Here is a 23,752-nt window from a genome sequence, read left to right as displayed (position 1 = left end):
TATGAAATGGCAGTCAAAAGAAGAATTAAAACAGTTATTAATAGAGCTTGTTGAATATCCAAGTGTAACATATTCTAAGTCTGAAAAAGATATCGTGACTAGAATTTATGATTGGCTTCATGAAGCTTCATATTTTCAAGAACACCCTGATGATCTTAACAAAATTCCGCTAAGTGATGGACGTGAAGCTCTGATGGGCTTAGTTAAAGCAGAGCCAGAAACTGAAGATACGGTGATTTTACTTAGCCATATAGATGTAGTTGATACTGAAGGATTTGGCATGTTTCAGAATTTAGCCTTTTCGCCCAATCAATTAACCGCTTCACTTAAACAAAATCAAGATGTATTACCGCAAGAAGCTAGGGAAGATTTACGGAATGGTGACTGGCTATTCGGTCGAGGGACTATGGATATGAAAGCTGGGACGGTTTTGCATCTATCCATGATCGAACGAGCCTTAAATGGAACATATTCTGGTAATGTCTTAATATTAGTCGTACCAGATGAAGAAGTGAATTCACAAGGCATGATCGAATCAGTTAAGTTTTTAGATGATTTTCAAAAACGACATAATTTAACGTTTCAACTATGCATCAATAGTGAATCGACTTTCCGGCAGCATCGAGAAGATGAGCAAAACTATGTTTACACGGGTTCTTTAGGTAAAGCATTACCGGGTTTCTTGTGTTTTGGAAAAGAAACGCATGTTGGCGAACCATTTCAAGGAGTAAATGCGAATTTCATGCTCAGTGCTCTCAATCATAAGCTTGAATTAAATACAGACTTTATTGAAAAAGTAGGGGAGGAAGTGACACCACCACCTGTCAGCTTAATGATGCGAGATTTAAAAGAAGATTATTCGGTTAAAACGACGGTGAGTGCTGTAGCCATGTATAATATATTATTTATGAAACAAACCGTTTCTAATATAAATGCTAAGTTATTTTCGATAATGGAAGAAGCCAAAGAAGACATCGAAAATCATATACTAAAACAATATAACCAATACCAAAAAGTCGCCAATTTAGAAGGCTCTTCTTATCATGTTTCAGTTAATGCATTCACATTTTCTCAATTGTATGATGAAGCTATAAAACGTCATGGAAAACAAATTGTTGATCATAAATTAGAACAACTTAAAAAGGATTCTCAGTTAACCGAACGTGAATTAACGATCCAATTTGTACAAGAACTTGCAAAGTTTTGCCAACACTTGGCACCAATGATGGTGCTGTTTTATAGTCCACCGTTTTATCCTGCTGTTACTAGTAATAGTCAAAAAGTAACGAACATTGTAGATGAGGTTCAATCCGCTATTTCAGCAGAAGGTTATGATAGTAAGCGAAAATTTTATTTTAACGGTATATCTGATTTGAGTTTTATAGGAGAACAATTGAACGAGGAATATGATATCAGTTTATTAGCTCAAAACATGCCCTTGCAGCGTGTTCACGGACATTATATTACAAAATCAAATATCGCTATTCCAACCGTTAATATTGGTCCGTACGGAAAAGATCCTCATCAGTGGACAGAGCGATTAGAATTAGGATATTCATTCAACGTATTACCTGATATTTTGTCCAGTGCTATCGAAAAGGTTTTTCATGAATCGAAATCGAATTAGATTTTATTAGTAATATTGTAGTATAATAATAAGAAACGTTGTGAAGGTGGCTTATTTTATGGATAATACGATATATCAAATAACTTTACCTACACCTTATGCAGTAGGGGACGTGCATTGCTATGTATTAAAGGACGATCCAATCACGATGTTCGATGCGGGTGTTGATACAGACGAATCTTGGGACGCTATGGTGCACCAATTAGATGAAATTGGATTGAAACCGAATGACATTCAACAAATTGTTCTGACTCATCACCATCCTGATCATACAGGACTTATTCATAGATTTGAAAATGTGAATGCGGTGTATGGGCATCGTATGACAGATTTGTGGTTAAAACAAGATGAATCCTATTTTGCTCACTATGAATCCTATTTTTCAACATTATATGACCAGTTCGCAGTTCCCGAACAATACCGTAATGTTCCAAAAACGATTCAAAATGCCTTTCGTTTCCAAGGAAAGCGTCAATTAACGAACATTATTGATGAAGGTCAAGAGATACCTGGTCTTAAGAACTGGCATATTATAGAAACGAAAGGTCATGCACAAAGTCATTTGTCCTTTCTAAATGAAAAAGACCACACAATGGTGGCTGGCGACCATTTATTAAAACACATTTCATCAAATCCGATTTTAGAAGCACCACTTCCAGGAAATGAACGACCGAAACCGTTGTTACATTATCGAAGAACCTTAAAGAAGTTACAGTCATTCAGTATTGAAACAGTATTGCCTGGTCATGGTGATATATTTAATTTTCAATCTAAATTAATTGATCATCGATTGCAGAGGCAGGAAGAACGTGCTCAAAAAGTTTTGAATTATGTTCGAGAACATGAGGTAACGCCCTTTGAAGTTTGTCAGTTTTTATTCCCGAAACATTACAATAAACAATTTGGGTTAACAATGTCTGAAACGATTGGGCAACTCGATTATTTGGAAGAAGCGGGATATGTGGGCTCAATCACAAGAAATGGTGTGTTAATGTATAAAGCCACGCCGTTATATTCGTAAGTGAGGTACTTATATCAATTATAATAGCTGAGCATAATCTGGATGATTTGCTCAGCTATTAATGTTTTTAAGCACGGTGCTGCTCATATATTTGTGTTTTTAATGAAGGCAGTAGATTGTTGAAAATGTATGATTCTGTCGGACGGTTATGATAAGCTTCAAGATTCTTTCTGACTTGTTCTGGACGACTTGCTCCTAAAATCAAACTTGAAACAGCAGGATGTTCTAATGCATAACTCATAGCTAGAGCTTGAGGAGAAACCTCGTGTTTATTTGCGGTGAGTTGTACCTGTTCAATCAAATGTTTCAGTTCTTCCTCACTGTAATCCAGAAAACCATTCTGACCCTTTGCTTCCCATTGTTTTAGCCCTTGGTCCGTTAGCATTCCTTTGCCTAATGCACCGCGAACCACCACACTAACTTGATGATCATTTAAATAGTCGAGCATAGTCTCTTCAGGTCGTCTATCGATCATACTATATTGCATCATCACACTAGTTATATTCGTACGATTAACGAATGCTTTAATCACATTAGGGCGAATTGAAGATAATCCGATATGACGAATTAACCCTTCTTGTTGTAACTCCTCAAATGCTTCAACGACTTCATCTATTGGATCTTCGATTGTTCCGCCATGAAGTTGGTATAGATCGACATCATTTAAGCCTAAACGAAGTAGACTATTTTTAACTGCTTCTTTTAGATAAGCTTTAGAAGGGTCCCAATACCAATTGTCTTGACCAGGTTCAAAATGATTACCACCTTTGGTCGCAATTATGAGGTTGTCACGATTTCCTTTTATAGCTTTACCGACTAATTTTTCATTTTCTCCAAAACCATATAGATCAGCTGTATCTAAGTAATTGATTCCATTTTGAGTAGCTTCCTTAATAATAGCTTGAGCATTTTGTTCATCTGTCCCTAAATTCATACATCCTAAGCCAATTTCGGAAACATGTAAGTCTGTTTGTCCTAATCTATTTGTTTGCATCGTTTGATCCCTCCTTAAATCATATTTTACTGCTCATTAAAGTTAAAAACAAACGTCACTATGTTCTGAACCGTTAATAAATTCGATAGAAAAAACGTTATTTACAATATAGTCTTTGTTAATGTTCATCTCTATTAACATACTCACCGTAATCGGGCACAGCAATACGATCAAAGTCGTGGACTAATTTCTCTAAACTCTCCGCTAATAAATCACCAGACATTGGGTATCCGTGTCCTGTAATGGCAACAGACGGGTTCAAACGTTGTAATTTTATCACGGATTCCTTTGCAGCTTTCCAATCAGGTGTGAGGTATCTTGGAGGTCCGCTTATTTCCTGTTGCTGTTTTAACACTTTCAAAAGAGATTCTTGTTTAACTGTAATAAATGTGTCTCCTACAATCAGCGTTCTGTCATCTTCTCTGTATAACGAAATATGTCCTGGTGTGTGCCCAGGTGTATGAACCCAATTGAAGCCAGGCATATAAGGAACACTTCCGTCAGGAGGGAGTTTTTCTACGTGATTTCCTAAGTTGACAGGCTCATTAGGGAACATTGATGATAGTTTTGCCACCATACCACCTTCAACAGAAGGGTCTGGTTCTGGATAGCTCTTTTCTCCTGTTAAAAAAGGTAACTCTAATTCATGAGCATAAACAGAAACATCCCAATATTCCACCAGTTCAATTAGCGCACCAACATGATCGAAATGACCATGTGTTAAAATAATTGCCTTAGGGCGACTGTTTGAACCAAAACGTTCTTCTACAACAGAAATGATCTCATCTGCTGATTCAGGCATTCCTGCATCGACTAATACAAAGTCATCCTTATTATTGCCAACTAAAATTATATTAACGATCTGGACAGTATGGCTGTACAAATCTGGCAAAACATTAATTCCGACACCGCTTCCTATAGAAGTTGCCGGGATATATTTATAATCATCACCATAATTCATATCATTATCCATTTAAAAGCCTCCTCAAAATGATCTAGATACTACTTTATTCTCTCTAATATTAAAGTAATTATCATAACGTTTAATTTCTTTTAAAAAGGCTCTGTTAAAGTTCAATGTTGATATTTATAGAAAAAACGGAACTCCCATAAAACTGGAAGTTCCGTTTAATTTTATTGTCTTCTACAACTAACGTTCCCGTTGAATAAAATTTATTTAGCCTATGTTTTCAGTCGTTATAGAGATAAAAGCGATATACCCTAACACTACGAACAATTGTATGACAATTCCAACTGAGCTACAAATTAAACCCGAATTTGCTAGACCTCTACCATCTTCTCTGTTTTTTTCTATTTCTTTTATAGCTTTTCTTGACGTAACAACTCCGAAAACACCAAGAAACAAACCGATAAATGGTATAAGTATTGATAAAATACCTATAGTCAAAGAAATTACAGAATTACTATTTGTTTTAGTTTTCTCAATCATTAAAAATCCCCCGTATAATTAATAATAAAGACCACATCACTTCTTGAACTTTTCTCTCTGTTAGTTGAATAAAGAAACAGCCTTTATACAGTAAAGTTAGATAATCTAATTGTATCATAGGTTTCTAAATTTGGTATTAAATTCCCAGAAATAATAAAGTCATTAATTGTAACTTCATTTCGTAGGTGCTTAAGCCTTCTAAGGTTTGGAACTACGTTAAGTAATTGTCCAAATGCTTCGTTGCTACGCCATTAAAACGTTGTATCAAACCTTTAAGGCGTCGGTGGTAGTTATTAACGTTTTGAATGTAGTACTACCCTTTCGTTCTGACTTTTTATCTGAATGGCGAGTGCGGTATAGAGTGGTGTTTGTAAGGTCGGTAAACGTCTTTCGACAAGCTTTACAACTATAACGCTGCTTTGTTACTTCACTGCTATCACCTCAATTTATTTGACCTTATTACAGAATGTCTGTACTAAGAAATCAAATTTCAACAACAAGCTTTAACAGAGCCTTTAAAAAAGAGCATGAACAAAAATGGAAAAATCATTTTGAGATCGTTACATATTAAAACGCATCGTATTATATTTGATATGATCTTCTCTCATCTGACTAGTAAAGTGTGTTCGATACACCATATAATCTGACTTAATTATGATAAAATAAATACGAGGTGAACTAACTTGAGTAAATTTTTAGAGAAAACAATCCATACAGAATCTATTTATAAAGGAAAAGTTATTAATGTTGATGTAGAAGATGTTGAACTTCCTGATGGTCAGGTATCAAAGCGTGAATTAGTGAGGCATCCTGGAGCTGTTGGTATTTTGGCCCTTACAGATGAAAGTCGGATCGTGATGGTCGAACAATACCGTAAAGCATTAGGGAAAAGTATTATTGAGATTCCAGCCGGAAAATTGGAAGAAGGAGAAAAGCCTGAAATAACAGCAAGCCGAGAATTAGAAGAGGAAACAGGTTATCGAGCTAACCAATTAAACTATTTAGTTTCTTATTACACTTCGCCAGGTTTTGCGGATGAAATTATTTACTTATATCAAGCCACAGGGCTACAACCTTTGGAGGAACGCCCTGATATGGACGAAGATGAATTTGTTGACCTAATTGAGGTAACAGTAGAAGAAGCATTAGATTTAATAAAACAAGAACGTATTCATGATGCGAAAACGATTCAAGCGATTTACCACGTCATGGTTGAACGTATAAAGGGTGAATAGTTACATGCAGACCTATTATTTTGATGGTCATATTCATATCGGCCGTACGAAAGAAAATCAGGCTGTGAAAATTACAGCATCAGACCAGTTAACCCTTCATGAAATTATCTCATTCGTGAAAGAAGCAAAAGGGCTTGATATGATTGGCATAATCGATGCGCATTCTCCTCATGTTTTAGAAGAGTGCTTTGAGCTAGTACAGGATCATGGGTTCCGTGAATTAGAAGGCGGAGGTTTATCAGATGGAGAGTTAACGATTTTACTTGGTAGCGAAATTGAACTCTATGATTACAATTGCTCTGGACCTATTCATGTTTTGTGTTATTTTCCAACATTAAAACAAATGAAATCGTTCTCGAATTGGTATCAGTCTTATGTAAGTAATCCTCACTTAAGTTCACAACGAATCTATTGTGATGCTCAAACGTTACAGCATGAAGTAAAAGCGCGTAATGGGTTATTCATACCAGCGCATATTTTCACACCGTTTAAAAGCTTATATGGAAAAGGCGTTAAAACGCACTTATCTGAAGTTTTTGATTCCAATTATATTGATGCAGTTGAACTTGGTTTAAGTTGTGATTCATCAATGGCTAACACAATTAGCGAATTAAGAGATTATACTTTCCTTACGAATTCAGATGCACACTCCTTAGAGATGATAGGTCGTGAGTATCAAGCGTTATTATTGGAACAGCCAAGTTTTGATTCGCTTAGACAGGCTTTATCAGAGAATGGTGAGTCGAAAGTAAGCTATAACTATGGTTTGAATCCCAAATTAGGCAAGTATTACTCTTCAGTATGTCAATCTTGTCATCAACAAATTCATAATCCATTACAATGTGAATATTGCCATTCAACCAAAGTATTAAAGGGTGTACCCAATCGTATAAATGAAATAGCTACGAGCCAAGGCAATATCGTCAAACCCAAGAGACCTCCTTACGTCTCACAAGTCCCTTTAAAATATATTCCCGGACTGGGACCTAAATCATTATCAAAATTAAGAAGACAACTACATCATGATATGTATGTGATTCATGATGCAAGCTTTGAAGAGATCCAAACTGTAACAAATGAGCAAGTTGCTTCTAGAATCATGGCACTAAGGGAAGGTAGTTTAGTTATTACGCCTGGCGGTGGTGGCCAATATGGTAAAATGAATTAATTTAAAGTTAGATGTTCTACATTTATTTCTATTAACATAGGGTTTTAATAGAGTTGAAATGAATGGAGGATATCGCATGAAGTATTGGCCTAATGCACTAACAATACCTGTCCAACCTTATTTGAGTCTTTATGTTTTTCTATTTATTTTGTGGTCAATCGGGGTTGTGTTTGGTTCAATGATGGTGAGTAGTCTTGATTTTTTACAACAACAAGATTTATTTTTCTTTGTTGAACAATATTTTCAATCCGTTCAAAACGAATCAAGAGTATGGCTGTCTGATCTAACAGACTCACTATGGACACATGGTAAATTTCTAACATTTATATTTCTATTTGGTTTGTCGTTTGTGGGATTACCAGTTGCTTGGTTTTTATTATTTTTTAAAGGCGTTGTCGTTGGGTTTACCGTAGGGTTTTTAGTCCATCAATTATCATGGCAGGGATTTTTCTTATCATTACTAGCTATTGCACCACAGAACGTTTTGATCGTTGCAGCTTATCTCATTATGACAACAAGTAGTATCGTATTTACGTTACACGTCTTGAGAATTCTATTTATTAAGCATCAAAGTTCACGCACTATAGGTGAGGCAACCCGACATTATTTAAAATCCTATGTGATTGGGATTGTGCTAGTTTGTTTCGGTTCGTTGGTGGAAGTTTCGGTTTCCTTTCATGCCTTAAGTTGGATGGCTGATAAATTATAATTATTATAAAAAAAAAATGATTTTTATGACCAATTTAAAATTATTATAATTTGACACTCTATCTCCCGTTTTTTATAATATGAGTGTATGACATGAGGGGAGAGATACGAGTGGAAGACCGTATTGAAAACATAAAAAAGCAATTGCACTCACAAAGTTATAAATTAACACCACAACGCGAAGTGACTGTCCGTGTGTTGCTAGAGCGTGAACAAGATCATTTAAGTGCAGAAGATGTCTATCTCCTCGTGAAAGATAAAGCGCCAGAAATTGGTTTGGCGACTGTTTATCGGACACTAGAATTATTAACCGAACTTAAAGTTGTTGATAAAATCAATTTCGGTGACGGGGTTTCACGTTATGATTTAAGAAAAGAAGGAGCTGAACATTTTCATCACCACTTAGTCTGTGTTGAATGCGGTTCAGTTACTGAAATTGAAGAAGATTTGCTCGGTGATGTAGAAGACATTGTCGAATCAAAATTTGAGTTTGATGTTCGTGACCATCGTTTAACCTTTCATGGGGTATGCAAGAATTGTCATAATTAAATTAATATGTGAGGAGGCCTTTTTCAAAGTTGAAAAAGGCCTTTTATGATTAGTCAGGAATAAGCGAATTGGCGTACATTTAAAGTAAGCCATGTTATACTGAATTTGATGTACGTTAGCTTGATCTAAAAGGGGTTTAAATTTATGATAAATGATGCCACTCAGGATTTTTTACATTTTTTAAAAATAGAAAAAGGGTTGGCAGATAATTCGATTCAGTCGTATCGCCGTGACTTAAAACAATACATATCCTATATAACCGAAACTGAAGGTATATCGTCGCTTGAGGCAATAGAACGACACCATATTAGAGGCTTACTAAATGAAATGAAAGTAAATGGTAAATCATCAGCTAGTATCACTAGAATGATTTCAACCTTAAGATCATTTCATCAGTTTATTGTGCGTGAATATCAAATTTCACATGATCCCACTTTACATATTGAACGACCAAAACCAGAACGCCAACTTCCAAAAGTTTTAACCAATAATGAGGTCGAACGATTATTGAGTGTTTCAGGTGATAAACCGATAGATTTACGTAATCACGCCATGTTTGAGACCCTTTATGCGACAGGGTTACGTATTTCTGAATTGCTGTCGTTAACAATTGATGATCTTCATCTTTTGATGGGATTCGTTCGAATTGTTGGTAAAGGTGGGAAAGAGCGGATTGTTCCACTTGGTAAGCATGCACAAGAAGCGATTCAAAATTATGTGGATCATGGACGTCACAAGTTGTTAAAAAATCAAACAAATCAAGCGTTATTCTTAAACCATCGAGGGAATACCATGACTAGGCAAGGTTTTTGGAAAGTACTAAAAAAACACGCACGTGATCAACATATTTTTAAAGAGATCACGCCTCATATGCTGCGGCATTCATTTGCGACGCATTTATTAGAGAATGGGGCTGATTTACGAGCAGTACAAGAGATGTTAGGTCATGCTGATATATCGACAACTCAAATTTACACGCACGTATCAAAAGCAAGATTGACAGAAATTTATAAAGATTTTCATCCACGTGCATAATGGAATAAGATTATGATATAGTGATAATCGTTTCCTTAGATTAATTCGCTTTCATAATTGAAGCGGTTACAGAAAGATCAAGATAAAGGATAGAAAGTGGAGGTTTATAACATGTCATTTAACCGAGTATTTTTAATTGTTATGGATTCTGTAGGAATTGGAGAAGCACCAGATGCTAAACATTTTAATGATGTAGGTGCAGACACTCTTGGTCATACAGCACAACATATGGGTGGCTTGGACATGCCTAATATGGAACGTTTAGGATTAGGTAATATTCGCGAAGTAGAAGGTGTTCAAGCGGCTGATCAACCAGCAGCTCATCATACTCGTATGGTAGAAGCATCAGCTGGAAAAGATACAATGACAGGTCATTGGGAAATCATGGGGCTACGTATTGATCAACCTTTCCGTGTATTTCCAGACGGATTCCCAGACGAGCTAGTTAAGCGTTTAGAAGAAAAGACAGGTCGAAAAGTAATCGGTAATAAACCTGCTTCGGGTACTGAAATTATTAAAGAATTAGGCCCTGAACACGTTGAAACAGGAGCTTTAATTGTTTATACATCAGCTGACTCTGTATTACAAATTGCGGCACATGAAGAAGTGATTCCTGTCGAAGAGCTACATGAAATTTGTGAATTTGCACGTGAAATTACGAAAGACGAACCATATATGATCGGTCGTATCATTGCACGTCCGTTTGTAGGTGAGCCTGGATCATTTGAACGTACATCCAATCGTCATGATTATGCACTTAAACCGTTTGGTCGTACTGTGATGAACTTCTTAGAAGATGATGGCTATGATGTCGTTGCTTTAGGTAAGATTTCAGACATCTACGATGAAGAAGGTGTGACTGAAGCCATTCGTACAGATGATAATTCTGACGGTATGGATAAACTAGTTGCTTCAATGGATAAAGATTTTAATGGTTTAAATTTCTTAAACTTAGTTGATTTCGATGCTAAATACGGCCACCGTCGTGATCCACAAGGTTATGGTGAAGCTTTAGAAGAATTCGATCGTCGTTTACCTGAAGTCTTGGATAAATTAAAGGAAGACGACTTATTACTCATTACAGCTGACCATGGTAATGATCCGATTCATCACGGAACAGATCACACTCGTGAATATGTACCGTTAGTCGCTTATCATAAAGGCATTTCTGCTGGACAAGCATTATCAGAACGTCAAACATTTGCTGATATTGGTGCAACAGTTGCTGAAAACTTTAAGACTAAGCAGCCGGAACATGGACAAAGTTTTTTAAACGATTTAACTAAATAATTTAATAGTTTGGGAAACAGTTAGCAGAAACTGTTTCCCTGCATTTTGATTAGATAACGAAAAGGAGTTGGAGTCATGTCAGTCTTAGAACAAATCCAAGAATCTGAGCAGTATATTTCTCAACAATTAAACGCGTCTAAACCAACAATCGGTCTAATCCTAGGTTCTGGGTTAGGCATATTAGCTGAAGAGATTGAAAACCCAGTTACAATCCCATATTCTGAAATTCCGCATTTTCCTCAATCGACCGTTTCTGGTCATAAGGGGCAATTAGTAATTGGTGAACTACAAGGAAAACAAGTTGTTGCTATGCAAGGGCGTTTTCACTACTATGAAGGCTATGATATGCAACATGTGACATTCCCAGTACGTGTCATGAAGCAATTAGGTGTAGAAAAGCTATTAGTAACAAATGCTGCAGGTGGCATTAATGAATCCTTTGATCCTGGTGATTTAATGATTATTCAAGATCATATTAACAACATGGGGGACAACCCTCTAATCGGAAAAAATATTGATGAACTTGGACCGCGTTTCCCTGATATGTCTGAAGCGTATGACCGTGATTTGCGTAAATTAGCGGAAGCTGCAGCTGCAGATTTGAACTTATCTGTTCGTAAAGGGGTTTATGTAGGGAATACTGGACCAACATATGAAACAGCAAGTGAAGTTAAAATGTTAAGAACTTTAGGTGGCGATGCTGTAGGTATGTCTACAGTACCAGAAGTTATTGTAGCTAACCATGCTGGAATCGATGTGTTGGGTATTTCATGCATTTCTAACATGGCAGCTGGTATTTTAGATCAACCGTTGTCTCATGATGAAGTCATTGAAACAACTGAAAAAGTAAGACAACAATTCATTCAACTCGTTAAACAAATCTTACAAACGATGTAAAGGAGGCGCTTCTAATGCGCATGAACGATATTATTGAAAAGAAACGTGACGGTATAGCTTTATCAGACGAAGAGATTAACTTCTTTATTGATGGTTATACTGACGGTACCATTCCTGATTATCAAGCAAGTGCCTTATCTATGGCAATCTACTTTAACGGAATGACTGAACAAGAACGTGCAACTCTTACTATGCGTATGGTTGAATCAGGCGATACCATTGATTTATCACCAATTGAAGGAATCAAGGTTGATAAGCACTCTACTGGTGGTGTAGGTGATACGACTACTTTAGTATTAGCGCCTTTAGTGGCAGCAGTTGGTGTTCCAGTTGCTAAAATGAGTGGTCGTGGACTAGGTCATACAGGAGGCACAATCGATAAGCTTGAAGCGGTTCCTGGTTTTCACGTTGAAATTGAAAATGATGAGTTTATCCGTCTAGTCAATGAAAACAAGATTTCGGTAATTGGCCAATCGGGTAACTTAACACCTGCTGATAAAAAACTATATGGTCTACGTGATGTAACAGCAACCGTTAATTCGATTCCACTCATTGCAAGCTCAATTATGAGTAAGAAGATTGCTGCAGGTGCTGATGCGATTGTTTTAGACGTTAAAACAGGTGCAGGCGCCTTCATGAAGAGCGAAGAGGAATCAATTGAACTCGCTAAAGCAATGGTGTCGATTGGTAATAATGTAGGTCGACAAACGATGGCAGTCATTAGTGATATGGGTCAACCACTAGGTCGAGCAATTGGTAATGCTTTAGAAGTAGAAGAAGCCATTAAGACATTACGCGGTGAAGGACCAGAAGATTTGACTGAATTATCATTAACTATTGGTAGTCAGATGGTAGTAGTAGGTGGACAAGCCGAAACATTAGCTGAAGCTCGTGAAAAATTAGAAGCCGTGATCGAGAATGGTCAAGCACTCGAGACCTTTAAGACTTTCCTTTCATCTCAGGGTGGCGATGCTTCCGTCGTGGATAATGTTGATGGTTTACCACATGCTAAATATCAAATTGAACTACCAGCTAAGACATCTGGTTACGTAAGTGAAATTATTGCAGACGAAATCGGTCAGGCAGCTAGCCTATTAGGCGCAGGTCGTCAAACGAAAGATTCGGAAATTGATTTAGCTGTAGGATTAGTTCTTAACAAGAAAGTCGGCGATTACGTAGAAGAAGGCGAATCCCTTGTTACGATTCATAGTAATCAAGAGGATGTTGATTCGATTAAAGAAAAACTTTACTACAATATGACCATTACGAATGAACAAATTGAAGCACCATCGTTAATTAAAACGATTGTTTCTGAATAATGATTAGAAAGTTAAACCCAAGATGTTTTGAGACATCTTGGGTTTTTTTAATGTTTCATTCTGTTATAGTTATGTGTTGATATAAAGAATGTTTATTAGCTCATAGTTGTTGAATTGTGAGAAGCGAAGGTGGCGACTCCTGGTCGACTAAATGCGGTCACGTCCTGTGACCAACGTCGACATTAGACCATCCAGGTCGTCACAGGAATAGCACGCGTCTCGAGACCCCGCAGGCCACGCTTTTCGGCCGAGGGATGCACCTGCGTCTACTAGTAAAGCTTCGAAGTAGGCTTCCTCGGTGCAAGTTCCAAAGAAGCTTATTCGATGTAGTTGCCTGGCTTGAGCCGTGCCTGCGGAAAGCGTCCACCGAAAGCGTATCACAATATCAACAACGATTTTTAGCAAAGTTGTTTCGTTCAATTCCTCTTTTCTTTAATTATGATTTATTTGTCATAATTTCTGTTTCTTTGGAAAAAATATCTATCAGAAATGGAGGGATTGAATAATGCGTCAACTATGTATCATAACATTATTATTCAGTGTACTATGGCCAACGACTATATTTGCTAATGAGAAGGAATCATTAGTTAAATCGGCAAAATCTGCTGTTTTACTGGAGGCAGATACAGGTGAAGTTTTATTTAATGAAGAAGGTGATAAACGGTTGCCTCCCGCAAGTATGACTAAACTTATGTCGATGTTACTAATTGTAGAAGCAATCGATGAAGGAGAATTAGAATTAAATGATACCATTCAGATTAGTGAGAATGCCGAATCAATGGGTGGATCGCAAATTTATTTAGAAGCTTTTGAAGAAATGAAAGTAGAAGAATTGTTAAAAGCAGTTGCTGTGGCTTCGGCAAATGATGCTACAGTCGCTTTAGCTGAAGCCGTGGCTGTTACAGAACAAGCTTTTATTGATCAAATGAATCAAAAAGCAAATGACTTAGGTTTAGAAAATACACAATTTCAAAATACGACAGGTTTACCAGATGAAGATCATTATAGTTCCGCTAATGATATGGCTGTAATAGCAAGAGCACTATTAGAATACGACATGATTACGGAATATACCAAGATATATGAAGATTATTTACGTGAAGGAACAGAGGACGAATTTTGGTTAGTTAATACGAATCGCCTTGTTAAATTTTATCAAGGGTTAGATGGTCTGAAAACGGGATACACAGATGAAGCGGAGTATTGCTTGACGGCGACAGCCAAACGTGGAAATATGCGATTGATATCAGTCGTTATGGGGGCAGAAACCCCACAGAAACGTAATGCTGATACAACGGCATTATTGGATTATGCATTTAGCCAGTACCATGTTGACCCACTTTATTCTAGCGAAGAATCAGTTTATGAATATGATCATGTGAAATCAAGTCAAAACCCAATCCACCTCACACCTAAGCGTGATGTCACTTTATTACTAAAAAAAGGTGAAACATCTGATGATATAGAAACAGATATCGCACTTAGAAAATCTAGGTGGCCAGTGTCTAAAGGGGATGAGTTAGGGCAGATAACAGTGAAGAGAGACGGTGAAGTCATTAATGAAACACCACTTATTGTAAGAGATGAGATTCATCCTTCTTCCGCATGGACTTTATGGGGTCGTATGTTGAAACAATTAAATAATTAGCTTATTGCGTCGAATTGACACTAGTTTTGTTTTTTAGAAGGAATAAGAATGATCAAAGAAGAACAAGGTTCAATAGCATGTTGAAAAAGGAGGAAAAGCTATTGGGTCTTGTTTCTTATTTTGAACAAAAAGAAAATGTTTTGTTAATTCGTTTAGTTGGAGAGCTCGATCACCATGAAGCTGAAACGTTGAAAACGGACTGGGAAAGTTATCTTAGTACTGGAGACATAAAGCATGTCATTGTGAATATGGAACAGTTAAGCTTTATGGATTCTTCAGGATTAGGTGTGTTTTTAGGTCGATATAAACAAGTGAAAGCTTTAGAGGGTGAAATGGTGGTGTGTTCAATTAATCGTTCTGTTAAACGATTGTTTGAACTCTCTGGTCTTTTTAAGGTTGTGCAAACCGAAGCTAATGAAGCTGATGCCTTATCTCGATTGGGGGTGGCATCATGACTAATCATATGAAAGTCGAAATGGCAGCCAAAAGTGAAAACGAATCATTTGCCCGTGTTGTTATTGCTTCTTTTATTTCACAACTTGATCCGACTTTAGATGAATTAACGGAAGTTAAAACAGTTATATCTGAAGCTGTAACGAACGCTATAATCCATGGCTATGAAGCAAATGAAGAGGGAGTCGTTATTTTAGCGTGTTCAATTGAAGATGATGAAGTGACTATTTGGGTTCAAGATTTCGGTCGTGGTATTGACGATGTTCACGAAGCGATGGAACCCATGTATACATCAAAACCAGAATTAGAACGGTCGGGTATGGGCTTTACTATAATGGAGAATTTTATGGATCAACTTGATGTCCATTCTTCTGAAACAGGGACAACAGTTACATTGGTTAAACGGTTTAATCATGATCATCGGCCAATTGCGAAGTGATGCGTATGAGAGAAAATACTCAAGTACAAGCATCACAAGCACTGTCTCATGAAGAACTGATATCGTTAATCCAAAAAAGTCAGCAAGGAGATACTGAAGCTCGTGATAAGATTATTGAACGCAATACTCGACTGGTTTGGTCCGTTGTTCAACGCTTTATTAACAGGGGTTATGAAACAGATGATTTATTTCAAATAGGGTGTGTCGGTTTAATTAAATCGATAGATAAATTTGATATAAGTTATGAAGTTCGTTTTTCCACGTATGCCGTTCCGATGATTATCGGTGAAATTCAAAGGTTTATTCGAGATGATGGTACTATAAAAGTCAGTCGATCATTAAAAGAATTAAACCATAAAATTCGAGCCAAAACCGAGGAATTAACAAAGCAACTTAATCGTTCTCCTTCCATGAAGGAATTAAGTGAGGCTTTAGAGATTCCCGAAGAAGATCTTGTTTTGGCGATTGAAGCTAATCAAGGGACTCATTCGATTCATGAAACCGTTTATGAGAATGAGGGGGATCCGATAACTTTAATGGATCAAATTGCCGATCAGGATTCTAATTGGTTTGATCACATTGCACTCAGAGAAGCAATTGAACAACTCGATCGGCGAGAGCAATTAATTATTTACATGCGTTATTATAAAGATCAAACACAAGCAGATGTTGCCCAAAGGCTGCAGATATCACAAGTACAAGTTTCAAGGTTAGAAAAAAGTATTTTAGCCAAACTCGAAGATTGGCTAAATTCATAGGGATGACAAAAGCGATTTCGTATAATGCGAAATCGCTTTTTGTTATTTATAAGGATTGTTAATACATGCTTTAAATGGAATCGGACATAATATAACTGAAAATCAATTAAGGAAGGATTTAATATGTCAGATGTGGTGTATGTACGTCTAAAACAAAAAATTTCCGTTCAAAAAGATCACCACATTCGTTTGGGCGATCTTGCGTGGGTATGTTGTAAAGAAGAATTACGTGAAAAAGTTCTAACCCTATTTATATACGAAGTTAAAGCATCTGATTTAACGTATAAAGTCATTGATGTATACCATGTCATCCAAAAACTAAAACAGCTTTATCCAGAGGTGGATATTGAAACAGTTGGTCCTTCACAAACCATTTTGGCTATAGAAAAACCTCAGCCTAAACTTTATCCGTTATATGTCTTTTTTGTATGGACGTTATTGTTTATTGGTGCTGCTATGGCTGTAATGAACTTTCACTTTGATGTAAGCATGCCGGATGTTCAGGATCAATTACATGAGATGATTGCTTACAATCTTGATCGTAGTGTTTTATGGTTGCAAGTCCCTTACTCTTTCGGATTAGGAATAGGAATGATTCTTTTCTTTAATCATTTTCTTAAAAAGAAATTTAATGAAGAGCCAAGCCCGCTTGAAGTTGAAATGTTTAATTACGATCAGAATTTATATGAATATGTCACCTTCAATGAAAATGAGCTGGATCATGATGATCATTAGTTATCTCGTTGAAATTATTGTTGGCTTATCAGCTGGATTAGCGGTTGGCTCAGGGTTTGTAGCATTCTTAACAGTCTTAGGAGTTATTCCAAGGCTCGTTCAGTTATCAAAAGCGCGTGAGTTCATAAGGCATTTTGAATGGGCGGTTGTTTTAGGTGCAATGGTAGGGATCTATTTGTCATTTGGAGAGTTGAAGTTTGTGACGCACCCGATATTTGAAGCTTATTGGGGACTGTTACATGGCATATTTATTGGAATGTTAGCGGCAGGGCTGACAGAAGTATTAAATGTATTTCCTATCTTGGCAAGAAGGATGCATGTTCATGATTATATTCCATATTTATTAATGGCATTAGTGCTTGGAAAAATTATAGGATCATTGTTTCAATGGATTATTTTTACGCGGTAGGAGGTCAACTTACTGATGATTACAAAGGATAACTACCAACAATCAATTAAACCGTATCAACCCAAACCAAAATTAGTTCAAAATTGTATCAAAGCATTTGTCGTTGGTGGTCTTATTTGTGTGGTTGGTCAAGGGTTAACGATATTGTACATGGAATTGTTTGGGTTCACTGCTAAAGAAGCTGGGAATCCAACCATTACTACTTTAATACTGATCGCAGCGATTCTAACAGGCTTTGGTGTATATGACAAATTGGGTCAATTTGCAGGTGCTGGTTCAGCTGTCCCTGTGACCGGTTTTGCGAACTCAATAGCCAGTGCAGCACTGGAACACAAAAGTGAAGGCTTAGTCTTAGGCGTAGCTACAAATATGTTTAAGTTAGCTGGTTCTGTGATTGTATTTGGTACTGTAGCAGCCTATATAGTCGGCTTGATTCGGTTTACTGCTCAAACATTACTAGGAAGTTAAGGTGAGTAATATGAAACAAGGGAAGCAATCGTGGTTGTTTCAAAATGGCGTTTATATAAATGACACAGCAACTGTTTCAGGGCCTAAAGAAAAGCAAGGCCCATTAGGATCAACATTTGATTATTCCTATGAAAAGCTTCATTGTGATGGGAAAACATGGGAGCAAGCTGAACAGAATTTATTAAGCAAAGCAACGAATTTATGTATGGAAAAGTCAGGAGTTCGCGAAGATGCGTTAGATTTAATTGTGAGTGGTGATTTGCTTAATCAAAATGTTACGAGTAATTATGTTGCCAGAAACTATTCCAGTTCAATGCTTTGTGTCTTTGGGGCTTGCTCAACTTCGATGGAAAGCCTTGCAATTGCTAGTTCACTGATTAATAGTCAAGATAATCAATTTGCATTAGCAGCGACATCCAGTCATTATGCCACTGCTGAAAGACAATTTCGATATCCAACTGAATATGGTGGTCAAAAGCCGGGAACAACAACTTCTACAGTAACTGGGGCAGGCGCTGCATTAGTGTCATCACAAACGAGCCACATTCAAGTAGAGGGGGCAACAATTGGTCAAGTGATTGATTATGGAGCAAATGATCCGCTTGATATGGGGTCTGCTATGGCACCTGCTGCGACCAATACCATTATACAACATTTAACGGACTTTAACCGTCAAGTACATGATTATGACTTAATCTTAACAGGTGATTTATCGAGTGTGGGGACCCCCATTTTAAAAAAGATTTTGTATCAGTCGGGTGTTGATATAGAAACGGTTCATGATGATTGCGGGTTAATGATCTATCATCAAGATCAAAAAATTTTCGCCGGTGGGAGTGGTTGTGCCTCATCAGCACTTGTAACATATGGCCATGTTATTCAACAATTGCGCAGTGGAAATCTGAATCGAGTTTTGGTTGTCGCAACTGGAGCACTTCTCAATCCTACTATGATACAACAGAAAGAATCAATTCCTTGTATTGCGCATGGTGTTGTATTAAAACGGAGTGATGCGATATGATCATGGATTTTGTTTGGGCGTTTATTGTTGGGGGTTCCATATGTGTTATTGGTCAATTACTATTAGATATTTTTAAATTAACGCCAGCTCATGTGATGTCGTTATTTGTCGTTTCGGGAGCTGTGTTAGACGGTTTTTCATTATATGATCGATTAATTGAGTTTGCTGGTGCAGGCGCAACAGTACCAATCACGAGTTTTGGCCACTCTTTACTGCACGGTGCAATGGCACAAGCAGAAGAACATGGCTTTTTAGGGATTGCGATTGGTATATTTCAATTAACGTCTGCAGGTATTGCATCTGCTATTTTATTCGGTTTTATAGTAGCCGTCATTTTCAAACCAAAAGGATAAAGGTGTGAGTAACCGTGTCGAAAGAGGATCAGATAAAGCGATCGATTAAAAAAAATCGTCGAGTCATGGAAGATAGATTAGGGATTGGCGTTTCCTTTGATATAGGTTACAGGACAATTAATGTTTTAGGCCGAGATGTAGATTTTTACTATGTTAACGGGTTAGTGGATACGCGATTCGTGATGAGAATTTTGGAAAACATTGTTGAGATAAATGATGTTGAATCTGAACGTGATAAAGTTGAAGATATTGTTAAGAACCGTCTCGTCAATCATCAATTTGAGTCATTGGATTCATATGAAAACGCAATGACTGAAGTTATGTCTGGTTTACTCGTGGTATTTGTTGATGGATTTGATCAAGCATTTGTAGTCGATGTCCGTAACTATCCAGGAAGGTCCCCTGATGAACCAGACACAGAAAGAGTGGTAAGAGGATCACGAGATGGTTATACAGAGAACATCATTCAAAATGCTGGTTTAACACGCCGTCGTGTTAGGGATGAACATTTTAGATTAGAAATTCAACAAGTCGGTAAACGTTCTCAAATGGACGTAGCTCTTATGTATATTGATGATATCGCTGATCCGAACTTAATTGAAACCGTTAGAAGTGAAATTGATAAAATTGACGTTGATGGTTTGTCAATGTCTGATAAAACTCTTGAAGAATATATATTAAAACAAGGAAGAACACCATTTCCACTGGTACGTTACACTGAAAGACCAGATGTCGCTTCAGCACATTTATTTGAAGGACATGTACTAATTTTGGTAGATACAACACCGACTGTTATGATTACACCTACGACGTTTTTCCACCATGTACAACACGCTGAAGAATATCGTCAAGTACCTTTGGTGGGAACCTTTGTACGGTGGATAAGGTTTTTAGGGATTTTTGCTTCATTGTTTTTATTACCTCTTTGGTTATTATTCGTTATGGAACCTGAACGTTTACCTGAAAATCTTGGTTATATCGGACCATCAGAAGAAGGAAATGTTCCCATTGTTGTCCAAGCATTGATGGCTGATTTAGGGTTAGAATTTTTGAGGATAGCCGCCATTCATACACCGACAGCTGTCTCAACTGCATTAGGTTTGATTGCAGCTGTATTAATTGGTGAAATTGCAATAGATGTAGGACTATTTACACCTGAAATTATTTTGTATGTAGCCATTGCAGCGGTAGGGAGTTATGCGACACCAAGTTATGAATTGTCAGTCGCTAATAAAATAGCTAGGATTGCTTTGGTAATCTTAACTGCGTCAATGGGTGTCATAGGCTTTGTTCTAGGATCAACACTATATGTCTTACTATTAGCTCGGACTTATTCGTTGAATACACCTTATTTATGGCCGCTTATTCCATTTAACCCAAGTGCCATGTATCATATACTATTTCGAGTGTCTGTACCGTTTGCAGAACAACGGCCAAGTATCGTTCATCCACAAAATCAAAAAAGAACTAAACCGAACTAAGCTTGAACCTATGATTGACTTTTCATAGGTTCAAGTTTTATATTTTTTAGAGGTAAAAAAATTGCTTGCACATTTCCTATATGATAAGTTAACTGTATTGCAATCAGAAACGGACAGGTGAAATTATGAGTCAATCAACGTTTAATATTACAGATCAAAAACTGACTGAACTTGCAGAAAAACACGGGACACCATTGTTTGTCTACGATGTGGAACACATAAGACGTAATGCTCGTGCATTTGTTGATACATTCAAACAATATGATATAAATTATCAAGTTGCTTATGCGAGTAAAGCTTTCTCTTCCATTGCGATGCTTCAAGTTGCTAAACAAGAACAAATGAGTTTAGACGTCGTTTCTGAAGGAGAGCTCCATACAGCTATTCAAGCAAACTATCCAATGCAAAAGGTGCATGTCCACGGTAATAACAAAAGTCGCACGGTTTTAGAAATGGCTGTTGATTACCAAGTTGGATGTATTGTGATTGATAATTTTTATGAAATTGCTTTACTTGAGGAAATATTAGAAGAAAAACAACAAACCATTAATGCGCTTATTCGAATAACGCCTGGTATCGAGGCTCATACTCATGAATATATACTAACAGGACAAGAGGACTCCAAGTTTGGGTTTGATCTAATTAGTGGACAAGCAGAACAAGCTTTAACTCATCTAATGGACCATCACTCCATTCATTTACAAGGTGTCCACAGTCATATTGGTTCTCAGATATTTGAAACAACAGGTTTCGAAATGACGACAGAGAAAGTGTTTCACGCACTCAATGATTGGTATGAACGTTATCAATTTGAAGCAGAAGTTGTTAATCTAGGAGGAGGTTTCGGCATCCAATATACAAAAGATGACGAGCCGTTACCTCTTTCAGAATATGTGCACACCTTAGTAAAATCTGTTAAAAAGGCAGCTGAAGAGTACCAATTAGCTGTTCCAGAAATTTGGATTGAACCTGGCCGATCAATTGTGGGTGAAGCGGCCGTGACAATTTATGAAATTGGAGCTATTAAAGATATACCGAATGTAAGAAAGTATGTTTCGGTTAACGGTGGTATGACGGACAATATACGACCAGCGTTATATGGGGCTGAATATGAGGCTACGATTTTAAATAAACGTGACCAAGCCTTGGAAGAAACTGTGGCTATTGCTGGACAAAGTTGTGAAACTGGCGATATGCTTATTTGGGATTTAACGTTGCCTAAAGTGGAAAGTGGTGATTTATTAGCTGTCTATTCTACTGGAGCATATGGTTATGCCATGGCTAGCCATTATAACCGCTTTCCTAAGGCCGCTGTAGTGTTTGAGGAAAATGGAAAGGATCAATTAGTGATTCAAAGAGAAAGTGTGCAAGATTTGACACGTTTCGACTTAAGTTATGAATAAAATAGAAGGTAGGAATTAACATGAGACAAGGTAAAATCCAGTTCGAAAATGGTGAACAAATTCAATTTGAATTATATCCGGATGGTGCACCCAATACAGTCGATAATTTTGTGAAATTGGCAAATGACGGTTTTTATGATGGGTTAAGCTTTCACCGTGTCATCCCAGGCTTTGTGATCCAGGGAGGATGCCCAAATGGGACAGGCACAGGTGGTCCTGGTTACACAATTAAATGTGAAACAGAAGGAAACCCTTATCAACATGAACATGGAAGTTTATCTATGGCACATGCTGGAAAAGATACAGGTGGGAGTCAATTTTTTATTTGTCTTGACCAACAGCCACACCTTGACGGACGCCATACTGTATTTGGTAAAGTAACAGATGGTTTGGATGTTGTAGACCGTGTACGTCCTGGTGACGTTATGCAATCCGTGACAATTGAATCCTAACTTATATCACGTTAGACTATATCACGGTATGAATTGACAAAAGCTAAAAAAGGCGTATTCTATTATAGTGAGCTTACATGTTATGCCAAATTATTGTTTATGATATGTTAAGTGAGACGCACATGTTAAATGCAAAATCATACCATTATAACGTGATGTTCTTAGTTAAAGAGGGGTTTTTATGTTAATTAAATATAAAAAAAGCTTCGAGAAGATTGCGATGGGCTTATTGTCTTTTATGCCAGACGAAAAAGAAGTAAAAAAACTTCAAACAACCATCAAAGAATATGAATCCAATGATGATTGGCAGTTATTTCTTTGGAAAGAAGAAGATATCTTAGGTGCTCTTGGTGTGCGGTTTGATGATGAAACCATTGTTATTCAACACATCAGTGTGACCCCTTCACATCGTAATCAAGGAATCGGAAAGCAAATGATTCAAGCATTAGAAGAGCAATATGGCGAGAAATACAATATTTGTGGAAACGAACAGACTAAAGAATTTTATGAACAATGCCACGCTTGAATAAACTAAAAAAGTTTCAACTTAATGTTCATTAAGTTGAAACTTTTTTTATTATTTAGCTCTGTCAAAAGTATAGTGTTGATTTTCAAATGATGTAGCACTGAGTTGTTGAATTGTGAGGAGCGAAGGTGGCGACTCCTGGTCGACTAAGTTCGGTCACGTCCTGTGACCAACGTCGACATTAGGCCGTCCAGGCCGTCACGGGAACAGCACGTGTCTTGAGACCCCGCAGGCCACGCCTTTCGGCCGAGGGATGCACCTGCGTCTTCTAGTAAGGCTTCGAAGTAGGCTTCCTCGGTGCAAGTTTCAAGGA

Annotated in this window: 26 protein-coding genes and 1 pseudogene; 23 read left to right on the top strand and 4 right to left on the bottom strand. The window is 37.2% G+C overall.

Going from position 1 to position 23,752, the window contains the following annotated elements; all coding sequences use genetic code 11:
* The first annotated feature begins 1 nt into the window (after position 1).
* Both FHR85_RS08595 and FHR85_RS08590 read left to right on the top strand, forming a co-directional pair.
* Positions 2-1,627, top strand: coding sequence for a M20/M25/M40 family metallo-hydrolase (locus FHR85_RS08595; protein WP_167262467.1), 1,626 nt, complete (start codon positions 2-4; stop codon positions 1,625-1,627).
* Positions 1,628-1,685: 58 nt separating this feature from the next.
* Entirely contained in the window at positions 1,686-2,648 is a 963-nt protein-coding gene (locus FHR85_RS08590) for an MBL fold metallo-hydrolase (protein WP_167262466.1), read from the top strand.
* A gap of 67 nt (positions 2,649-2,715) precedes the next feature.
* On the opposite strand, the gene FHR85_RS08585 is transcribed toward FHR85_RS08590, so the two are convergent.
* The 4 genes and pseudogenes from FHR85_RS08585 to FHR85_RS08570 form a co-directional block, all read right to left on the bottom strand.
* Positions 2,716-3,642 (bottom strand): aldo/keto reductase, encoded by a 927-nt coding sequence (locus FHR85_RS08585; protein ID WP_167262465.1) that lies wholly within the window; start codon positions 3,640-3,642, stop codon positions 2,716-2,718.
* A 118-nt stretch (positions 3,643-3,760) separates the two neighbouring features.
* Complete coding sequence (locus tag FHR85_RS08580; protein WP_167262464.1) at positions 3,761-4,615, bottom strand: MBL fold metallo-hydrolase; 855 nt, start codon at positions 4,613-4,615, stop codon at positions 3,761-3,763.
* Between the two features lie 204 nt (positions 4,616-4,819).
* Positions 4,820-5,092: a DUF4190 domain-containing protein gene (locus FHR85_RS08575; protein ID WP_167262463.1), complete on the bottom strand. Its 273-nt coding sequence runs from the start codon at positions 5,090-5,092 to the stop codon at positions 4,820-4,822.
* An 83-nt stretch (positions 5,093-5,175) separates the two neighbouring features.
* Positions 5,176-5,423, bottom strand: a pseudogene (locus FHR85_RS08570) (IS1595 family transposase); the annotation flags it as partial.
* A gap of 352 nt (positions 5,424-5,775) precedes the next feature.
* Between FHR85_RS08570 and FHR85_RS08565 the strand changes: the two are divergent.
* The 21 genes from FHR85_RS08565 (at position 5,776) to FHR85_RS08465 (ending at position 23,439) form a co-directional block, all read left to right on the top strand.
* On the top strand, positions 5,776-6,327 hold the full coding sequence (locus tag FHR85_RS08565) for an NUDIX hydrolase (protein ID WP_167262462.1): 552 nt from the start codon (positions 5,776-5,778) through the stop codon (positions 6,325-6,327).
* A 4-nt stretch (positions 6,328-6,331) separates the two neighbouring features.
* The gene (locus tag FHR85_RS08560; RefSeq protein ID WP_167262461.1) at positions 6,332-7,495 is read left to right on the top strand and encodes an endonuclease Q family protein; all 1,164 of its coding nucleotides are present in this window, start codon (positions 6,332-6,334) and stop codon (positions 7,493-7,495) included.
* 76 nt (positions 7,496-7,571) lie between these two features.
* On the top strand, positions 7,572-8,204 hold the full coding sequence (spoIIM, locus tag FHR85_RS08555; protein WP_167262460.1) for a stage II sporulation protein M: 633 nt from the start codon (positions 7,572-7,574) through the stop codon (positions 8,202-8,204).
* Positions 8,205-8,314: 110 nt separating this feature from the next.
* Positions 8,315-8,752 carry a ferric iron uptake transcriptional regulator gene (gene fur, locus FHR85_RS08550; protein WP_167262459.1) on the top strand — a complete coding sequence of 146 codons (438 nt, stop codon included), beginning with the start codon at positions 8,315-8,317 and terminating at the stop codon, positions 8,750-8,752.
* 147 nt (positions 8,753-8,899) lie between these two features.
* Positions 8,900-9,787 (top strand): site-specific tyrosine recombinase XerD, encoded by an 888-nt coding sequence (xerD, locus tag FHR85_RS08545; RefSeq protein ID WP_167262537.1) that lies wholly within the window; start codon positions 8,900-8,902, stop codon positions 9,785-9,787.
* A 111-nt stretch (positions 9,788-9,898) separates the two neighbouring features.
* A complete protein-coding gene (deoB, locus tag FHR85_RS08540; RefSeq protein WP_167262458.1) occupies positions 9,899-11,077 on the top strand; it encodes a phosphopentomutase in 1,179 nt (392 codons plus the stop codon).
* Between the two features lie 75 nt (positions 11,078-11,152).
* A complete protein-coding gene (locus FHR85_RS08535) occupies positions 11,153-11,974 on the top strand; it encodes a purine-nucleoside phosphorylase (RefSeq protein ID WP_167262457.1) in 822 nt (273 codons plus the stop codon).
* A 14-nt stretch (positions 11,975-11,988) separates the two neighbouring features.
* The gene (locus tag FHR85_RS08530) at positions 11,989-13,293 is read left to right on the top strand and encodes a pyrimidine-nucleoside phosphorylase (RefSeq protein ID WP_167262456.1); all 1,305 of its coding nucleotides are present in this window, start codon (positions 11,989-11,991) and stop codon (positions 13,291-13,293) included.
* A gap of 505 nt (positions 13,294-13,798) precedes the next feature.
* On the top strand, positions 13,799-14,941 hold the full coding sequence (locus FHR85_RS08525) for a D-alanyl-D-alanine carboxypeptidase family protein (protein ID WP_167262455.1): 1,143 nt from the start codon (positions 13,799-13,801) through the stop codon (positions 14,939-14,941).
* Positions 14,942-15,042: 101 nt separating this feature from the next.
* Positions 15,043-15,396 (top strand): anti-sigma F factor antagonist, encoded by a 354-nt coding sequence (spoIIAA, locus tag FHR85_RS08520; RefSeq protein ID WP_243864201.1) that lies wholly within the window; start codon positions 15,043-15,045, stop codon positions 15,394-15,396.
* Positions 15,393-15,833 carry an anti-sigma F factor gene (gene spoIIAB / locus FHR85_RS08515; protein ID WP_167262453.1) on the top strand — a complete coding sequence of 147 codons (441 nt, stop codon included), beginning with the start codon at positions 15,393-15,395 and terminating at the stop codon, positions 15,831-15,833. Before spoIIAA ends, spoIIAB begins: the two co-directional genes overlap by 4 nt.
* Before the next feature lie 5 nt (positions 15,834-15,838).
* Positions 15,839-16,591: an RNA polymerase sporulation sigma factor SigF gene (gene sigF / locus FHR85_RS08510; RefSeq protein WP_167262452.1), complete on the top strand. Its 753-nt coding sequence runs from the start codon at positions 15,839-15,841 to the stop codon at positions 16,589-16,591.
* A gap of 123 nt (positions 16,592-16,714) precedes the next feature.
* Entirely contained in the window at positions 16,715-17,326 is a 612-nt protein-coding gene (locus FHR85_RS08505) for a stage V sporulation protein AA (protein ID WP_167262451.1), read from the top strand.
* Complete coding sequence (locus FHR85_RS08500) at positions 17,313-17,735, top strand: stage V sporulation protein AB (RefSeq protein ID WP_279588355.1); 423 nt, start codon at positions 17,313-17,315, stop codon at positions 17,733-17,735. Before FHR85_RS08505 ends, FHR85_RS08500 begins: the two co-directional genes overlap by 14 nt.
* Positions 17,736-17,750: 15 nt before the next feature.
* Positions 17,751-18,203, top strand: coding sequence for a stage V sporulation protein AC (spoVAC, locus tag FHR85_RS08495; protein WP_424923983.1), 453 nt, complete (start codon positions 17,751-17,753; stop codon positions 18,201-18,203).
* A 10-nt stretch (positions 18,204-18,213) separates the two neighbouring features.
* Positions 18,214-19,224, top strand: a complete 1,011-nt coding sequence (spoVAD, locus tag FHR85_RS08490; protein WP_167262450.1) for a stage V sporulation protein AD — start codon at positions 18,214-18,216, stop codon at positions 19,222-19,224.
* A gap of 2 nt (positions 19,225-19,226) precedes the next feature.
* Positions 19,227-19,577, top strand: coding sequence for a stage V sporulation protein AE (gene spoVAE, locus FHR85_RS08485; protein WP_167262534.1), 351 nt, complete (start codon positions 19,227-19,229; stop codon positions 19,575-19,577).
* A gap of 65 nt (positions 19,578-19,642) precedes the next feature.
* Positions 19,643-21,058, top strand: a complete 1,416-nt coding sequence (locus tag FHR85_RS08480; protein ID WP_167262533.1) for a spore germination protein — start codon at positions 19,643-19,645, stop codon at positions 21,056-21,058.
* A 125-nt stretch (positions 21,059-21,183) separates the two neighbouring features.
* Positions 21,184-22,461: a diaminopimelate decarboxylase gene (lysA, locus tag FHR85_RS08475; protein ID WP_167262449.1), complete on the top strand. Its 1,278-nt coding sequence runs from the start codon at positions 21,184-21,186 to the stop codon at positions 22,459-22,461.
* Between the two features lie 20 nt (positions 22,462-22,481).
* Positions 22,482-22,913, top strand: a complete 432-nt coding sequence (locus FHR85_RS08470) for a peptidylprolyl isomerase (RefSeq protein WP_167262448.1) — start codon at positions 22,482-22,484, stop codon at positions 22,911-22,913.
* Between the two features lie 181 nt (positions 22,914-23,094).
* Complete coding sequence (locus tag FHR85_RS08465) at positions 23,095-23,439, top strand: GNAT family N-acetyltransferase (protein ID WP_167262447.1); 345 nt, start codon at positions 23,095-23,097, stop codon at positions 23,437-23,439.
* Positions 23,440-23,752 lie beyond the last annotated feature (313 nt).

The sequence above is a fragment of the Alkalibacillus almallahensis genome (genome assembly GCF_011761495.1).
GTDB classification, from domain to species: domain Bacteria; phylum Bacillota; class Bacilli; order Bacillales; family Alkalibacillaceae; genus Alkalibacillus; species Alkalibacillus almallahensis.
The sequence above is the reverse complement of the archived record's forward strand: the minus strand, read 5'-3'. Positions and strand labels throughout refer to the sequence as shown.

What these genes read in the sequence shown, in the direction of transcription:
- FHR85_RS08595 (WP_167262467.1), top strand. Translation starts at nt 2, where the DNA reads ATGAAATGGCAGTCAAAAGAAGAATTAAAACAGTTATTAATAGAGCTT.
- FHR85_RS08590 (WP_167262466.1), top strand. Translation starts at nt 1,686, where the DNA reads ATGGATAATACGATATATCAAATAACTTTACCTACACCTTATGCAGTA.
- FHR85_RS08585 (WP_167262465.1), bottom strand. Translation starts at nt 3,642, where the DNA reads ATGCAAACAAATAGATTAGGACAAACAGACTTACATGTTTCCGAAATT.
- FHR85_RS08580 (WP_167262464.1), bottom strand. Translation starts at nt 4,615, where the DNA reads ATGGATAATGATATGAATTATGGTGATGATTATAAATATATCCCGGCA.
- FHR85_RS08575 (WP_167262463.1), bottom strand. Translation starts at nt 5,092, where the DNA reads ATGATTGAGAAAACTAAAACAAATAGTAATTCTGTAATTTCTTTGACT.
- FHR85_RS08560 (WP_167262461.1), top strand. Translation starts at nt 6,332, where the DNA reads ATGCAGACCTATTATTTTGATGGTCATATTCATATCGGCCGTACGAAA.
- spoIIM (WP_167262460.1), top strand. Translation starts at nt 7,572, where the DNA reads ATGAAGTATTGGCCTAATGCACTAACAATACCTGTCCAACCTTATTTG.
- deoB (WP_167262458.1), top strand. Translation starts at nt 9,899, where the DNA reads ATGTCATTTAACCGAGTATTTTTAATTGTTATGGATTCTGTAGGAATT.
- FHR85_RS08535 (WP_167262457.1), top strand. Translation starts at nt 11,153, where the DNA reads ATGTCAGTCTTAGAACAAATCCAAGAATCTGAGCAGTATATTTCTCAA.
- FHR85_RS08530 (WP_167262456.1), top strand. Translation starts at nt 11,989, where the DNA reads ATGCGCATGAACGATATTATTGAAAAGAAACGTGACGGTATAGCTTTA.
- FHR85_RS08525 (WP_167262455.1), top strand. Translation starts at nt 13,799, where the DNA reads ATGCGTCAACTATGTATCATAACATTATTATTCAGTGTACTATGGCCA.
- spoIIAB (WP_167262453.1), top strand. Translation starts at nt 15,393, where the DNA reads ATGACTAATCATATGAAAGTCGAAATGGCAGCCAAAAGTGAAAACGAA.
- sigF (WP_167262452.1), top strand. Translation starts at nt 15,839, where the DNA reads ATGAGAGAAAATACTCAAGTACAAGCATCACAAGCACTGTCTCATGAA.
- FHR85_RS08505 (WP_167262451.1), top strand. Translation starts at nt 16,715, where the DNA reads ATGTCAGATGTGGTGTATGTACGTCTAAAACAAAAAATTTCCGTTCAA.
- FHR85_RS08500 (WP_279588355.1), top strand. Translation starts at nt 17,313, where the DNA reads ATGATGATCATTAGTTATCTCGTTGAAATTATTGTTGGCTTATCAGCT.
- spoVAC (WP_424923983.1), top strand. Translation starts at nt 17,751, where the DNA reads ATGATTACAAAGGATAACTACCAACAATCAATTAAACCGTATCAACCC.
- spoVAD (WP_167262450.1), top strand. Translation starts at nt 18,214, where the DNA reads ATGAAACAAGGGAAGCAATCGTGGTTGTTTCAAAATGGCGTTTATATA.
- spoVAE (WP_167262534.1), top strand. Translation starts at nt 19,227, where the DNA reads ATGGATTTTGTTTGGGCGTTTATTGTTGGGGGTTCCATATGTGTTATT.
- FHR85_RS08480 (WP_167262533.1), top strand. Translation starts at nt 19,643, where the DNA reads ATGGAAGATAGATTAGGGATTGGCGTTTCCTTTGATATAGGTTACAGG.
- lysA (WP_167262449.1), top strand. Translation starts at nt 21,184, where the DNA reads ATGAGTCAATCAACGTTTAATATTACAGATCAAAAACTGACTGAACTT.
- FHR85_RS08470 (WP_167262448.1), top strand. Translation starts at nt 22,482, where the DNA reads ATGAGACAAGGTAAAATCCAGTTCGAAAATGGTGAACAAATTCAATTT.
- FHR85_RS08465 (WP_167262447.1), top strand. Translation starts at nt 23,095, where the DNA reads ATGTTAATTAAATATAAAAAAAGCTTCGAGAAGATTGCGATGGGCTTA.